We start from the raw sequence: 13,557 nt of genomic DNA on the forward strand, positions 1-13,557 counted from the left end.
TTTAATTTAAATCATCCTAATTAAAATTTTATTTCATCTGGATATTTCCATGCTTTAAATTCATTAATATCTACTGCCTTAGGTTCTTTAAATTGATTTAATACTAAAGACCTATAGTATATTTCTGCTACTTCTTCTACATATCTCGATTTTAACAAAGCATCTTCAAGGTCATTACTTACAGTTGTCAATCCATGCCTTTCTAATAAACATGCATCCGTATCTAATAATAACTTTGAAACACTTTTGGCTAGTTCCAAAGTCCCTGGTCTTTCATATGGAGCTATGTCTACATAACCACCATAATTAACTGACTCATATACAATTGGTATAATTGGTTTATTTGCCACTGAAAATGCTGTTGCATAGAGAGAATGTGTATGCGATATAGCATTTACATTTGCTCTCACTTTGTATATTTCAATATGCATTAGTACCTCACTACTAGGTTTAATACCTTTCTCAGCTTCTATTACATTCCCATCCAAGTCTAATACACAAATGTGTTCTGTCTTCAATTCTTCTCTTCCTATACCTGAAGGTGTTATAAGTATATATCCAGTATCCTTATCTCTAATGCTAAAATTACCAGCTTTTTCCTTACACAAGCCATAATTCTCTGCTTTAATTGCTACTTCTACAATTTTAACTTTTAAAGATTCTAGCATAATTTACCTCCAGACAGTTATTTTTGACCATAGTATGCATTTTTACCATGTTTTCTTGAAAAATGCTTGTTCATAAGTACTCTATCCATAGTATTCTCAGGACTCATTAATTCTGTATAATATGCCATCTTTGCAACTTCTTCTAAAACCACTGCATTATGAACAGCCTCTTTTGCATTTTTACCCCAAGTAAAAGGACCATGGTCATTTACAATTACTCCTGGACAGTGTATTGGGTTTTTCCCCATAAATTCTTCAACAATTACATTACCAGTTTCTCTTTCATACTCACTACGTATTTCTTCTCGAGTCATTTTTCTAGTACATGGTATACTTCCATAAAAATAGTCTGCATGAGTAGTCCCACATGCTGGTATAGATTTACCTATTTGAGCCCAAGTTGTAGCCCAACTTGAATGTGTATGTACTATACCTCCTAATTCCTCAAACTCTTTATATAAAACTAGATGAGTTGGAGTGTCTGAAGAAGGTCTTAATCTACCATCTACTATATTCCCATCTAAATCAACTACTACCATATCTTCTACAGTCATCTTATCATACTCAACACCACTTGGTTTTATTACTACTAACCCTTTTTCTCTATCTATTCCACTTACATTTCCCCATGTATAAGTGATTAATCCTCTTTTAGGTAATTCCAAATTTGCTTTTAATACTTCTTCTTTTAGAGTCTCTAACATTCTGATTCCTCCTATATTTTTTTGATAAAATTTATTTTTAGTTTGCTTTTATTATTGATTATATTTATTTAGAATGATTTTGCAGTACTAACTATATTTTCTACAGTCAATCCATAATAGTTTAATAGAGATTCTGGATTTCCTGATTGACCAAATTCATCATTTATACCTATCCTCTTTACTACAACAGGGTATTTCTCGCTTAAAACTTCTGTAACAGCAGAACCTAATCCACCTATTACACTGTGTTCCTCTACAGTTACCACCTTACCAGTATTTTTAGCTACCTCTACTATAAGTTCACTATCAATTGGTTTTATAGTTGATATATTAACTACCATAGCTTCAAGTCCCTCTTTACTTAATAATTCAGCAGATTTAATAGCTTTTGAAACCATTATTCCAGTTGCAATTATAGCTACATCTGAACCTTGTCTAAGAATCTCGCCCTTTCCAATTTTGAAATTATAATCATCATTATGTATATCTTCAGTAGTTGCTCTTCCAAGTCTTAGATATACAGGACCATTGTAATCTACAGCAGAAAATATAGCTTTCTTTGCTTCTATTCCATCAGCAGGATTTAATACAACCATATTTGGTATACCTCTCATTAAAGATATATCTTCTATAGCTTGATGGCTTCCTCCATCTTCTCCTACTGTTACTCCTGCATGAGTAGCTACTATTTTAACATTTAAGTTTGGATATGCCACAGAGTTTCTTATTTGTTCATAAGCCCTTCCTGTTGCAAATATTGCAAAAGTACTTGCAAAAGGTATTTTCCCACAAGTAGCAAGACCTGCTGCTGTACCAATCATGTCACCTTCTGCTATCCCCATATCAAAAAATCTATCTGGAGCAACTTCTTTAAATGATATACTTTTTGTAGCTTTTCCTAAGTCTGCATCCAATACTACTATATCTTTATTTTCTGCAAGTTCTTTTAACACTTGTCCGTAAGCTTCTCTAGTTGCTATTCCCATTCCTATAGACCTCCTTCTAAATCTTTCAATGCTTGTTCTGCTTGTTCTGCATTTGGAGCTGTTCCATGCCATGCCACATTATTTTCCATAAATGAAACACCTTTACCTTTTACAGTCTTAGCTATTATTACTGTTGGTTTTCCTGTAACTTTTTTAGCTTCATCTATTGCATTTCCTATTTCATCAAAACAATGTCCACTTATTAGTATTACATTCCATCCAAAAGATTTAAATTTGTCATCTACTGGACTAACATTCATTACTTCTTCATTAGAACCATCTATTTGCAATCCATTTAAGTCAACAAATGCAATTAAATTATCTAATTTATAATGTGATGCTGTCATTGTAGCTTCCCATATTTGTCCTTCTTGAATCTCACCATCTCCTAAAATAGTGTATACTTTATAGCTTTTATTATCTAATTTACCAGCTAATGCCATACCATTTGCAGCAGATAAACCTTGTCCAAGAGAACCAGTAGACATATCTACTCCTGCTACCTTTTTCATGTCTGGATGTCCTTGTAACTTAGAAGCAAATTTTCTTAAACTCATTAAATCCTTTTTTTCAAAATAACCTCTTTCTGCCAAAGTTGCATATAATGCTGGTACAGAATGCCCTTTTGATAATACAAATCTATCTCTATCTTCATCATTAAATTTTATAGGGTCTATATTCATTTTTTCAAAATACAATACAGTTAATATATCTACTATTGACAGCGAACCTCCTGGGTGTCCAGACTTAGCTTCTGTTATACTTTTTATAATACTTATTCTTATGTTTTTAGCTATTTGTTTTAGTTTTTTATTCATTTTTATACCTCTTAAATTTTTATATTTCTACTAGGATTTTATTAAAATTTATTTCTCTGTTTGCCATTTTACGCAGAAATTCTCCTACCTCATTAAGACCTATTTTATGTGAAATCATTGGTGTAAAAATAATATCTCCTTTTCCCATAAAATCTAATGTTGCGGTCCATGCTCTTCCAGGATAAGGACTTGTATATGAATTCCAAGAACCTTTCAAAGTAAGTTCTCCACGTAATATGCTCTCCGCAGCTTTTGCACTAAGTGGTAATTCTGTATGCGAAATACCTACAAATACTATAGTTCCTCTTTTTTTTGCTATAAGTAGAGATTGCTCTTGAGTAAACCTACTACCAGCAGTCTCTATGACAATATCAGCACCACCATTAGTTATTTTTTTTATTTCTTCAATTGCATCTACTTCTTTTGAATTTACTGTATAGTTTGCTCCTAGACCTTTAGAAAGTTCTAGCTTTTCATTGAAAATATCAACAGCTATAATTTTAGATGCTCCAAAAACCTTTGCCCATTGTAAAGCAAACTGACCTATTGGACCACACCCTAGTACAACTACACTATCTCCTACCTTAATATCTGCTTTTGCAATCCCATGATATGCTATAGTTGCTGGTTCAATTCCAGCAGCAGTTTCATAATCTAATGTATCTGGTAATTTTAAAACATGCTCTTCAGGAACTTTCACATACTCTGCTAAAGCTCCATTTACTCTTGTCCCAATTATATTGTAGTCATTACATAATCCGAAATTCCCATCTTTACAATAACCACATTCTCCACAAGGAACTAATGGGGCAACAGCTACTCTATCTCCTACTTTAATACTCTTTACTTTTGACCCTACTTTAGCAACTTCACCAGAAAACTCATGTCCTAAGATTAATGGATATGCTGTACCTCCACTCAATCCACTAACCATAGACCTAGGTAAATCCGAGCCACATATTCCAACATATTTAACATTTACAAGTACTTCTCCATCTGTTATTTCTGGTATATCAACCATTTCATATCTAACATCACCTATATCGTATAGTACTGATGCTCTCATCTTATTTGCCATATAAACCTCTCCCTTCATGCTATACACTTATATATAGCAATATTTATGCCATACAAAAAACAAATAATTCATATCTACAAATACCTTACATACAAAGCATTTTGACAATGTATAATACATTTTATAAAATCAAATTACATTATTGTATAAATATAAAAAAATATGTTTTAAATAACAAAATAAAATTCATAAAATTAATAGTTGAGTACAATAAAACAGAATCCTAATATTTATCAAAATAAAAAGAAATCTACATTTCATTTATAGATTTTCAGATAATCTCTGATACTCCTATAAAATCAATTATAGATTTCTTGATTCATTGTTTTCTTATATTTAATAAACTTAAGCTATGCTACTACAGGTTCTTCTGCAACATTTTTAAGTGCTTGTTTTTCTAAATATTCAAGTATACTTGTTTTATTCTTTCTAAATAATGCCCATAAGACAAAGTAAATTACAACTGCTAATCCTATATAAATTGGATTTGCACTTAAGAATGCAAAGAACACTAACCCCATCAAAGGTTTTCCTAGTATATTGAAACTTGTTATAAGCATAGCTCCAGCTGGTATAGCAACACCTACACTTGTAGCCATATCTGTAAATAATGGAGCTGTAGATGTACATATATATAATCCTAATCCAAACCATATTATACCTGAAACTATTACTTTTGGTATATTACCATTATGTACTGCAACTAAACCTTGTACCATATATGGAATTGCAAGTAAGTCTACAACTGGTAATACCTGATTACCTGGAAGTATCATAGCTACTACAAGCATTATTGGAATTAAGATAAGACCTGATATTAAAGTTGCAGGTTCACCATATCCCACAGCATCATTTACTGCTATATACCACTCGCGATTTCCAGCTTTTTGCATAATCTTTCTAGCAGCTTCTGTTATAGGTGCAAATGCTTGAGCAAACATACTTGCTACTTTTGGGAATATTGCCATAACAGCACTTGTAGATATACCAACTTTCATTATTTCTCCCCAAGCTTCCATAGTAGTTATTCTAGTCATATTACCTAGTATACCAATAAACATACCCAAGAAAAGACCTAGAGTAATCGGCTCACCTAAAAATCCTAATTTCTTTTCTAATTCTTTAGGGTTTAACTTTATTTTATTTAGTCCAAGTTTATTATATATAGGGTCTGCAAATACTGCAAAGACAGAAGCTTCAACATTGTGCATAGCTATTATTGTACAATTAGGATATCTATAATAACTAGACCATCTCTTCGCAACTAATTCTGATATTAATAAACTGTATAAGTTTAACAAGACCATACACCCTATACCTAAAGGGAAATTGCCTGTCACTCCTATTACCATTGCTCCCCAAACCATATAAGAATAATTATTCCATAAATCTGATGGTTGGAATACATCTGTCCACTTTACTAAAAATAAAATAGTTTGCAATAATATTCCAAGACCTAAGTATATCATACCTGCACTTGTTGAAAATGCAACTAATGATGTAGCTTGCCAACCAACATCAAACACAGGTAAATTTACTCCTGTACTATCTACCATTCTATTAATTACTGGTGTTATTATTGGTGTAAATGAATTTAATATTAACGTAAAACCTTGCAAAGCAACACCTGCATATACAGCTGAAAGAAACGATTTCTTAGTAGTCACTTTAAATATTTTTGCTATTATGAATATTATAATTGGAACTATAATTGCAGAACCAAATGTATCGATTATAGATTTCATAAATGTTAACATCTTTTACCCTCCTATTTCTAAACATTTATCAAATTAATTAAATATGTCTAAATAAATATCTTTTTGTTGTCATTTTTATTCTAATAAATTCTTAAATGATGCCACTTTAATTAAATTTATTTTGATAGTAGTTATTTGAATAATAGTTTATTATAGTATCTAAATTATTAATTTAAATACTATAAACACTATTTATTTAAACTATCAATAACCTTTAAAACTTCTTCAAAAAATGCATCTTCTCCTATACCAGTAAGACAAGCAAATGCATTTATAGTTGGTATTCCGTAATCACCTGATTGAAGTGGGCTTGTAAATGTTATAAAATCAAATCTTCCTGATTGTGCCAAATTTAATGCTTCTGTTGGTCTATCCTCTGTTGTTGTAATAGATATACCCTTATCTCCTAATACTTCTTTTAATTTACCTGCCACCATTGATGATGTAACTGTTCCTGAACCACATACTGATAATACATTAAATTGTTTCATAATAATTTCCTCCTAATATTATATTTAAGTTTTATTTTATATAAATTAAATTGCTCAAAAGTTAATACTGCTTTTAAGTTTCTAATTTTCTATTATTTACTTCTAAAACATCTTTTCATTATATTTCTATAAAATTTAATAATTCAGCTACTTCTTCTTTTGTTGATGCATTTTTTATATCTCTCAACAGCTTTATATTCTGAAAAACTGACATTAAATCTTTTAATAATTTTACTTGAGAGTCTGGATTCTTTACTGCTAGTAAAAATACAAGCTCCACATCTAATTTATCTGTTGGGTCTATCATTGAATTAAATTTTACTGGATTTTTCAATATTCCTACAGCTACATTAGATTCATTTACATGTTGTGAGTCTGTATGTGGAATCGCAACACACATTTCTCCAATATTAAGCCCTGTAGGTAATGTTTTTTCTCTTTTCAAAACGGCATTTATATATGTATTTTTTACATATTTTTTTTGATACATTTTATTTCCTAATTCTCTGATAATACTTTCATAATCATTAGCTTCTAAGTCTAATGATATTAAATCTACATTCATTACTCTAACTCCTCTCAAATTGTTGCTATATCTATATATTTTTAAATTTATCAAATATAATCTTCTTAAAATCTTCTTTATCAAAACACTGTTTAGCACTATTCATAAACTTTTCATCTTTTAAAATTTCAAGAACATTCTTAACAATATCTTTATCATTAGTCTTAAAAACTGGCATAAATACAAAATTCACATTGCCTACACCCCAGTCAATAGGGTTTTTTAATTTAATAAAAACAAATCTTGTACTATTTACTGTAGAAGAATCTCCATGAGGTACACCTGTAGCCCCTTTAGAATAAGTTGGAAGCATTTCTTCTCTATGCAGAACTGAATCCAAATAATCTTTTTCCACATATCCTTTATTGATAAGAATTGAACATACATATTCTAGTAAATCCTTTTTAAAATATATATCTGGCTCAAATATTACTAAATCCTCATCAAGCATTCTTCCATATCCTTTAATTTGACTATCATCTTGCTTTTTTGAAAGATATATATCTAGGTTTTTAAAAACATCTTTATTATATGGAATAAAATTTATACCTGGTATTTTGGGATTTATTGTACCAACAATGGCTAATATATTATTTTTTTCTCTTAATTTTTCAATTTTATAGGGAAGATTCTCATCCAAAGCACTCATTTGATAACATTTAGTATTGTTGTACTTTTCTTCTAATGTTTTGCTTATGTACTTAGCGGTTCCCTCTCCAGTAAGACATAAGGCTACAATTGCATTGGTTTTATCTATATGCTTTTCCAGTTCATAATTATATCCCATCCTATCTTTTACAAGAGAAAAAAACATTTCATCAAGTTCTTCATCTCCCATAGAAACTTTCCTAGCTGCTTCTAATGCCATTAAAAGATCTACTCTATCAATAGTTTTAGTATTTATGTTAGTTCTCTTATTTACTATTTGTCCTATATTTGTAAGTGACCCAATATCAACTAGAAATAATATTCCTTTCCCTTGGTCTATTATTTTTGACAACTCCACCGCCTTGTTATATATATTCATTGGTTTTTCATCTAAAGGCATGTCTATGGCCACAGGAAATTTTACTCCCAAAAGCTCTTTAACAACATTTACAGTTTCTGTAGCTATACGACCATGAGAGATTATTATCAATCCAACTTTATCTTTTTTTACTTCATTCTTTAAGGCTGATTTTATATAAAGTGTTATAAATCCAATCTCATCTTCTGGAATCTTAATTTCATTTGTATCTTCAATTTTTATTGCAAAGCGTTTTGCTATTTCATATTCTTTTGAAAAATCTATTTTTATTTTTTCTAAGTTTACATTTATTATCTTTTGATTTAGTTTAATCCTTTTTATTGCTTCTTCTAAATGTATTGCTAGATATTTAAATGCATTTTTATTTACTTCTAAATTAGTATTTTTTTCAATTATATTATTCATTAGCTCTTTTACCAGTTTTACTAGACTATCACTTACAAAGCTATTTAAATCACTCATTGAGAAGATTTCTTCATCGTTTTCTAGATTAAACTTTATGTCAGCAAATCTATTTAAAACAAAAGTCCATAAAATGTTTTCTATGTCAATATCTTCAATATCTAGAGACTTTAAATCATAATATTTCTTTTCAATTGTTTTATATATATCCTCTGGTAATATGTACTCATCATTCACAATATTTTCTTTTATTGAGGATTCCTCTACATTAAATGGTATAAATATAGCATTTTTTAAATACTTTCTTATTTCTGTGTATTCAACCTCTTGAAAAGCAGCATCTTTGAAAGAATCCTTAAGCTTTAAAACTTCATTTATATCTACTACTACTATTGATTCACAATCTTCATCTTTAGAATTTATAAACTTCATAAAAGCTCTTGCACAAAGAACCTGAATCATATTTTGTAATTGCCCTATATTTCCACTAAATTTTTTTAATGCAAGTATTTCAATCACATTTTTATCTACAAATATTTTTGCATTTATTCTGTTACACTCTTGTTGAAAGATATTGTATATAAGGTCTATTTTTTCTTTTAACAGTCTATCATGTAATGATGGTAATGTTATTAGCATTGGTATTCTTCTTCTAAATGTCAACAATAAATTAGTCTCTACGTTTTCAGTAGTTGCTCCAATCAGTATCATGCTTACCTTTCTTTCAGCATTAGTTTCACCTAATCTTCTAAATTTGCCTCTGTCTAAAATAGAAAATAGTATTTCTTGACCTTTTGGAGGTAATCTATGAATTTCATCTAAAAATAAAACTCCTCCATCAGCTTCTTCTACAAGACCTGGTGTATCATATTCAGCTCCTGTAAATGCACCTTTTTTATATCCAAATAATAAAGATAACAATAATTGTGGATTATCACTGTAATCAGCACAGTTAAATACAACAAAATTAGAATTTTCTTTTATTACCTTTTTTTTCTTTGCAAACTCATACATATGTTTAGAAAATAAACTCTTACCAACTCCACTTTCTCCTACAATTAAAGTGGGAAGACCTTTTGGAGGATACAATATAGCAGACTTTGCTTGTTCTACAGCATTTCTAAGACTTCCCTTATTTCCAATCAAAGTTTCAAACGGGTCGCTTGATTTTTCTTCAATTACCTCTACGATTTCCATTTCTAAACTTTCTTTAGGTAAAATTTCCTCTACAACTCTTCTTGATATATTGAATCCTTCTGTCATCAACTCTCTGGTAATTTCTGAAATAGAAATATCCTTGCTGTTTTGCAATATTGCTGAAATCGCTGACTTTAAATAAGGATATCTTCTTTGTCTCGAATTACTTATATTGAGTTCTTTCCTTAGATTAGTTATATTTTCTCTAGTTGTATTTAAAAACTTTGCTATTTGAACATCTGTTAGTGGGTCTTTTTTATTTTCTGTATTTATGATGTTTACAAGTTTATCTCTCAACTCCATGCTTGATAACTCCTTTCTTGATAAATATATAAGCAACTATCATGCCATACTTATTTCAATACTTTTTTTCTTTGCAACGCTTGTAAATGACTACTTTTTCATAAGCATTCATACATTTTGATAAACATTTGCTTTTTGTACATTTAGTAATTTACTAAATGTATTAACTGTTTTTGATTGCTGATATTATAATTCATAATATAGATTATCATATAAATTAGTTATAAAATTAGGATTGAAAAGTTTATTTAATTAGATATAATATTATATATCTACTCAACAAAGAATTTATGAACCCTTATGCTTTTAACACTTTCTGTTTTTAAATTTTAATTCGATATAATAGTATTTTATTAAATGCTCATATACACAGTAATTTAATCATATCTCTAACTGAGGCATGACTTTATATGACATATTATACTATTTTATTTATAAAAATAATTTACAAGTATTAAAATTACACACAGAGAGGAAAATAATATGAAAACATTTAAATCTGAAGCTTTATTGAAATACTCTGCAAAAGATATATTTAATATATTTATAAAATCTGCAAGACTAAATTTCCCTAATTTTAACGAGAAGAGGGCGGTAGGTACATTTGTACAACAAAAAAATAATAAAAGATTTAAGGTTGAAATAACTAATTTTGAGAAGAATAGAATATATGAGATAAAAACAAGCAATAACAGAGAAAGTTTTATTACTAGATATGAACTTATACATATTGATTTAGAAAATACAAAACTTATTTTCACTGAAAGTGAAAGTGATAGAAATATATTTGGAAAAATTAATTCACTTATTGTAAGAATCTTATTTGGAAAAAGACAACCAGATGAATTTAATAATTTTATAAAAAAATTAGAACTAGAACTAGCAAATAAAAAGATTAATTCATAAATATAAATTAAATACTATTGTACTTAAAAACAATTAAATATATTTATTATAGAAATTAAATAGTTAAATAATTTATACTATAAGATAAATAAGGAGTACTTTTAATTATCTTTATTCTATGCGATTACCCAATAATAAAAGCTGTAGATTTTACCTACAGCTTTTTTAGATACTACTTATTTACATTGTTAAGACCTTTTGAATCTTATTGAAATACTTTATTCGCCTTAATACTCATAGTAGATTACATCTTTATACTCATCAAAAATCTTCTTATTTAACTCATCTCCACCGTCTATATTTGCACTATAAAAAATTGGTGGATTCTTTAACCCTCTATTAACTAACTCTTGAGTAACTTGAGCTATAATAGAATTCATAACAGTGGTTGCAATTACAGTAGATGTTGGACTAACTTTTTGATTTAGTCCATCTATGTCTACACAGGCATCTCCCTTTTGACCATGATTATCTATTACTAAATCACACATCTCATAAAGATTTTTTCTTGAAGAATGTCTTGAAGATACGCTCTTTGAATAATTTAAATTAGTTATACATATTACTGTTGCCATCTTTTTTTTAGCTTCTATAGCAAACTCTATACTTACTGGATTTCTACCAGATACTGAGTGAACTATAACTACATCTCCTTCTTTAATTGGAGTCTTATCAGCTAGAGCTGCACCATATCCTTCTAGCCTTTCCATCTTACTAGTGTGAGTTATCGGTGCTGTATCTAGCATTAGAGACTTTGCAAATACTGGATTTATAAGAACACAGCCACCTGCCCTGTAGAATAATTCTTCTGTTAGTATTCCTGCATGTGAAGCCCCAAAGGAAAATATAGCACTTTTGTTTTCTATTGCCTCAACAAGGATTTGTACTGCTTTTTCCATATTGACTTTTTCTTCATTTTCTATTATGTCAATTAATCTTTTTATCTCATCTATGTATTTAAATTTCATACTTATAATACTCCTCCAAATAATGAACCTATAAACTTACTGATTATACCAAATAATGAAAGGTCGTTACCACCAAATATTAGTATCCAGTTTTTAATAGTTCCTGAGTAAATTACAGCAGATATTCCTACTAAAGCTACCATAAGTATTGCAGCTACAGCTGTACCTATTATAGCTCCACGTATACCACCTTGCGATTCTCCTATTACTGCTGCTGCTCCGCACTCAAAGAATGAAGTTATAACAAGTGGTATAATTAACATGTTAAATATATTGAAATAGTTACATATTAAAATCATAGCTGTAGATGTTAACATAGCAACTAAAAATCCTATTAATACAGCATTTGGCTTATAGTTAAATAGTATTGGACAGTCAAAAGCTGGTAGTGCGTTTGGTACAACTTTTTCTGATATGCCTTGGAATGCTGGCATTATTTGATTTATTAACATTCTTACCCCATGAAGCATGATTATAAGACCTGCCCCAAAAGAAAGACCTTGCTTTATTGCATATGTTCCAATAAACTCATTAGCATCCTTAAATGCCCCTGGTATTACTATTCCAACAACTATAAACATTAAAAATACTGCCATTCCACCACTTATAGATATTTCTCTAAAGAATGATAAACTTTGAGGTATGTTTATATCTTCTGTAGACTTTTCTTTATTTCCTACTAACTTAGCCACAAACCCTGATACAAGTGCTAAACAACCTGCTGGATGCCCTAGTGTAAAAGATTCATCTCCGATAACGTCAAATACATACTTTCTTAATAACCATGGCATTATTGACCAGTAAAGTGCTGATAGTACTGCTGCAAAAGCTATTAATACTCCACCACCTAATCCAGCTTCAACTCCTGATGCTACAAATATAAACGGAAACCAGTAAAGCATGTGACCTGTTAAGAAGATTGTCTTAATAGGTGTAAATCTTGCTATCATTAAATGAAGAGCTAGACCTACAAACATAGCTAAACCTATAACTCCTCCATAACTTGCAGTAAAAGTAACATCACTTAAACCTTCTGTTACCGCACCACCACTTATACTTTGGAAAGCTCCATTAATTGGTGCTATCGAACTGACTAACATACCTGTTCCAGTTTCCATAATTATGATTCCAAAAGCTGCAAGTAATGCCCCCTTTATAACATCTGATGCTTTCTTTTTCTGTAATATAAGACCAAATGCTGCTATTAATCCAATTAGCATAGACGGATTACGTAAAATATTATTTGAAATAAAATCAAGCATTATATTTTTTTAGTGATAGGTTAACTATTTAAGTTTTCTACCACTAAAATCCCCCTCTCTTGCTTACTATTTTTAATTTCAGTAAGCTTTTATTTTATGTCGATTAACTTAAATTTACTTTTAAATTTACTTTTTTAAATTTATACTATTTCTTATCATTTAAAAAGGTTTGAACAACTTCTGTAACTTCTGCTAAGTCCATATACTTCTTAACTGGATATACTGGTACATTACAAGTTCCTTTTAATTCATTTAATAATTCTTGGCTTGTAAATATACAGTCACAATCAGCTCCTCTAGCTGAGTTTATATCTGTATTTTCTACTTCACCTTCTATACTTAACTGCTTTAAAACCTTTTGTATCGTCATTTTTAATACCATTGATGAACCTACACCAAATCCACATACTGCTAATATTTTCATT

Annotated in this window: 13 protein-coding genes; 1 reads left to right on the plus strand and 12 read right to left on the minus strand. The window is 29.6% G+C overall.

Annotation, left to right across the window (positions count from 1 at the left end):
- Positions 1-20: 20 nt before the first annotated feature.
- From IC173_RS11015 to IC173_RS11055, 9 genes are all read right to left on the minus strand, one after another.
- Entirely contained in the window at positions 21-668 is a 648-nt protein-coding gene (locus IC173_RS11015; RefSeq protein WP_227437322.1) for a class II aldolase/adducin family protein, read from the minus strand.
- 17 nt (positions 669-685) lie between these two features.
- Positions 686-1,372: an L-ribulose-5-phosphate 4-epimerase gene (araD, locus tag IC173_RS11020; RefSeq protein WP_227855539.1), complete on the minus strand. Its 687-nt coding sequence runs from the start codon at positions 1,370-1,372 to the stop codon at positions 686-688.
- A gap of 68 nt (positions 1,373-1,440) precedes the next feature.
- The gene (locus IC173_RS11025; protein WP_227855540.1) at positions 1,441-2,358 is read right to left on the minus strand and encodes a transketolase family protein; all 918 of its coding nucleotides are present in this window, start codon (positions 2,356-2,358) and stop codon (positions 1,441-1,443) included.
- 2 nt (positions 2,359-2,360) lie between these two features.
- Positions 2,361-3,182: a transketolase gene (locus IC173_RS11030; RefSeq protein WP_413927550.1), complete on the minus strand. Its 822-nt coding sequence runs from the start codon at positions 3,180-3,182 to the stop codon at positions 2,361-2,363.
- A gap of 13 nt (positions 3,183-3,195) precedes the next feature.
- Positions 3,196-4,254: a galactitol-1-phosphate 5-dehydrogenase gene (locus tag IC173_RS11035; protein WP_227855542.1), complete on the minus strand. Its 1,059-nt coding sequence runs from the start codon at positions 4,252-4,254 to the stop codon at positions 3,196-3,198.
- Between the two features lie 350 nt (positions 4,255-4,604).
- The gene (locus tag IC173_RS11040) at positions 4,605-6,011 is read right to left on the minus strand and encodes a PTS galactitol transporter subunit IIC (protein ID WP_227432743.1); all 1,407 of its coding nucleotides are present in this window, start codon (positions 6,009-6,011) and stop codon (positions 4,605-4,607) included.
- Positions 6,012-6,199: 188 nt separating this feature from the next.
- Positions 6,200-6,502 (minus strand): PTS sugar transporter subunit IIB, encoded by a 303-nt coding sequence (locus tag IC173_RS11045; RefSeq protein WP_227855543.1) that lies wholly within the window; start codon positions 6,500-6,502, stop codon positions 6,200-6,202.
- A gap of 118 nt (positions 6,503-6,620) precedes the next feature.
- Complete coding sequence (locus IC173_RS11050; RefSeq protein WP_227432741.1) at positions 6,621-7,067, minus strand: PTS sugar transporter subunit IIA; 447 nt, start codon at positions 7,065-7,067, stop codon at positions 6,621-6,623.
- A gap of 31 nt (positions 7,068-7,098) precedes the next feature.
- A complete protein-coding gene (locus IC173_RS11055) occupies positions 7,099-9,996 on the minus strand; it encodes a sigma 54-interacting transcriptional regulator (RefSeq protein WP_227482773.1) in 2,898 nt (965 codons plus the stop codon).
- Positions 9,997-10,479: 483 nt separating this feature from the next.
- Between IC173_RS11055 and IC173_RS11060 the strand changes: the two genes are divergently transcribed.
- Positions 10,480-10,902 carry a DUF3284 domain-containing protein gene (locus tag IC173_RS11060; protein ID WP_227432739.1) on the plus strand — a complete coding sequence of 141 codons (423 nt, stop codon included), beginning with the start codon at positions 10,480-10,482 and terminating at the stop codon, positions 10,900-10,902.
- Positions 10,903-11,129: 227 nt separating this feature from the next.
- Here the strand turns inward: IC173_RS11060 and IC173_RS11065 are convergent, their stop codons facing one another.
- The 3 genes from IC173_RS11065 to IC173_RS11075 all read right to left on the minus strand — a co-directional run bounded on the left by IC173_RS11065 (position 11,130) and on the right by IC173_RS11075 (position 13,556).
- Positions 11,130-11,870, minus strand: coding sequence for an SIS domain-containing protein (locus tag IC173_RS11065; protein WP_227432738.1), 741 nt, complete (start codon positions 11,868-11,870; stop codon positions 11,130-11,132).
- 2 nt (positions 11,871-11,872) lie between these two features.
- On the minus strand, positions 11,873-13,132 hold the full coding sequence (locus IC173_RS11070; protein ID WP_227432737.1) for a PTS ascorbate transporter subunit IIC: 1,260 nt from the start codon (positions 13,130-13,132) through the stop codon (positions 11,873-11,875).
- 145 nt (positions 13,133-13,277) lie between these two features.
- The gene (locus tag IC173_RS11075; RefSeq protein ID WP_227432736.1) at positions 13,278-13,556 is read right to left on the minus strand and encodes a PTS sugar transporter subunit IIB; all 279 of its coding nucleotides are present in this window, start codon (positions 13,554-13,556) and stop codon (positions 13,278-13,280) included.
- Between the last annotated feature and the right edge of the window lies 1 nt (position 13,557).

The organism is Clostridioides sp. ES-S-0048-02, from assembly GCF_020658495.1.
Classification (GTDB): domain Bacteria; phylum Bacillota; class Clostridia; order Peptostreptococcales; family Peptostreptococcaceae; genus Clostridioides.

What these genes read in the sequence shown, in the direction of transcription:
- IC173_RS11070 (WP_227432737.1), bottom strand. Translation starts at nt 13,132, where the DNA reads ATGCTTGATTTTATTTCAAATAATATTTTACGTAATCCGTCTATGCTA.
- IC173_RS11065 (WP_227432738.1), bottom strand. Translation starts at nt 11,870, where the DNA reads ATGAAATTTAAATACATAGATGAGATAAAAAGATTAATTGACATAATA.
- IC173_RS11050 (WP_227432741.1), bottom strand. Translation starts at nt 7,067, where the DNA reads ATGAATGTAGATTTAATATCATTAGACTTAGAAGCTAATGATTATGAA.
- IC173_RS11025 (WP_227855540.1), bottom strand. Translation starts at nt 2,358, where the DNA reads ATGGGAATAGCAACTAGAGAAGCTTACGGACAAGTGTTAAAAGAACTT.
- IC173_RS11045 (WP_227855543.1), bottom strand. Translation starts at nt 6,502, where the DNA reads ATGAAACAATTTAATGTATTATCAGTATGTGGTTCAGGAACAGTTACA.
- araD (WP_227855539.1), bottom strand. Translation starts at nt 1,372, where the DNA reads ATGTTAGAGACTCTAAAAGAAGAAGTATTAAAAGCAAATTTGGAATTA.
- IC173_RS11075 (WP_227432736.1), bottom strand. Translation starts at nt 13,556, where the DNA reads ATGAAAATATTAGCAGTATGTGGATTTGGTGTAGGTTCATCAATGGTA.
- IC173_RS11055 (WP_227482773.1), bottom strand. Translation starts at nt 9,996, where the DNA reads ATGGAGTTGAGAGATAAACTTGTAAACATCATAAATACAGAAAATAAA.
- IC173_RS11015 (WP_227437322.1), bottom strand. Translation starts at nt 668, where the DNA reads ATGCTAGAATCTTTAAAAGTTAAAATTGTAGAAGTAGCAATTAAAGCA.
- IC173_RS11060 (WP_227432739.1), top strand. Translation starts at nt 10,480, where the DNA reads ATGAAAACATTTAAATCTGAAGCTTTATTGAAATACTCTGCAAAAGAT.
- IC173_RS11040 (WP_227432743.1), bottom strand. Translation starts at nt 6,011, where the DNA reads ATGTTAACATTTATGAAATCTATAATCGATACATTTGGTTCTGCAATT.
- IC173_RS11035 (WP_227855542.1), bottom strand. Translation starts at nt 4,254, where the DNA reads ATGGCAAATAAGATGAGAGCATCAGTACTATACGATATAGGTGATGTT.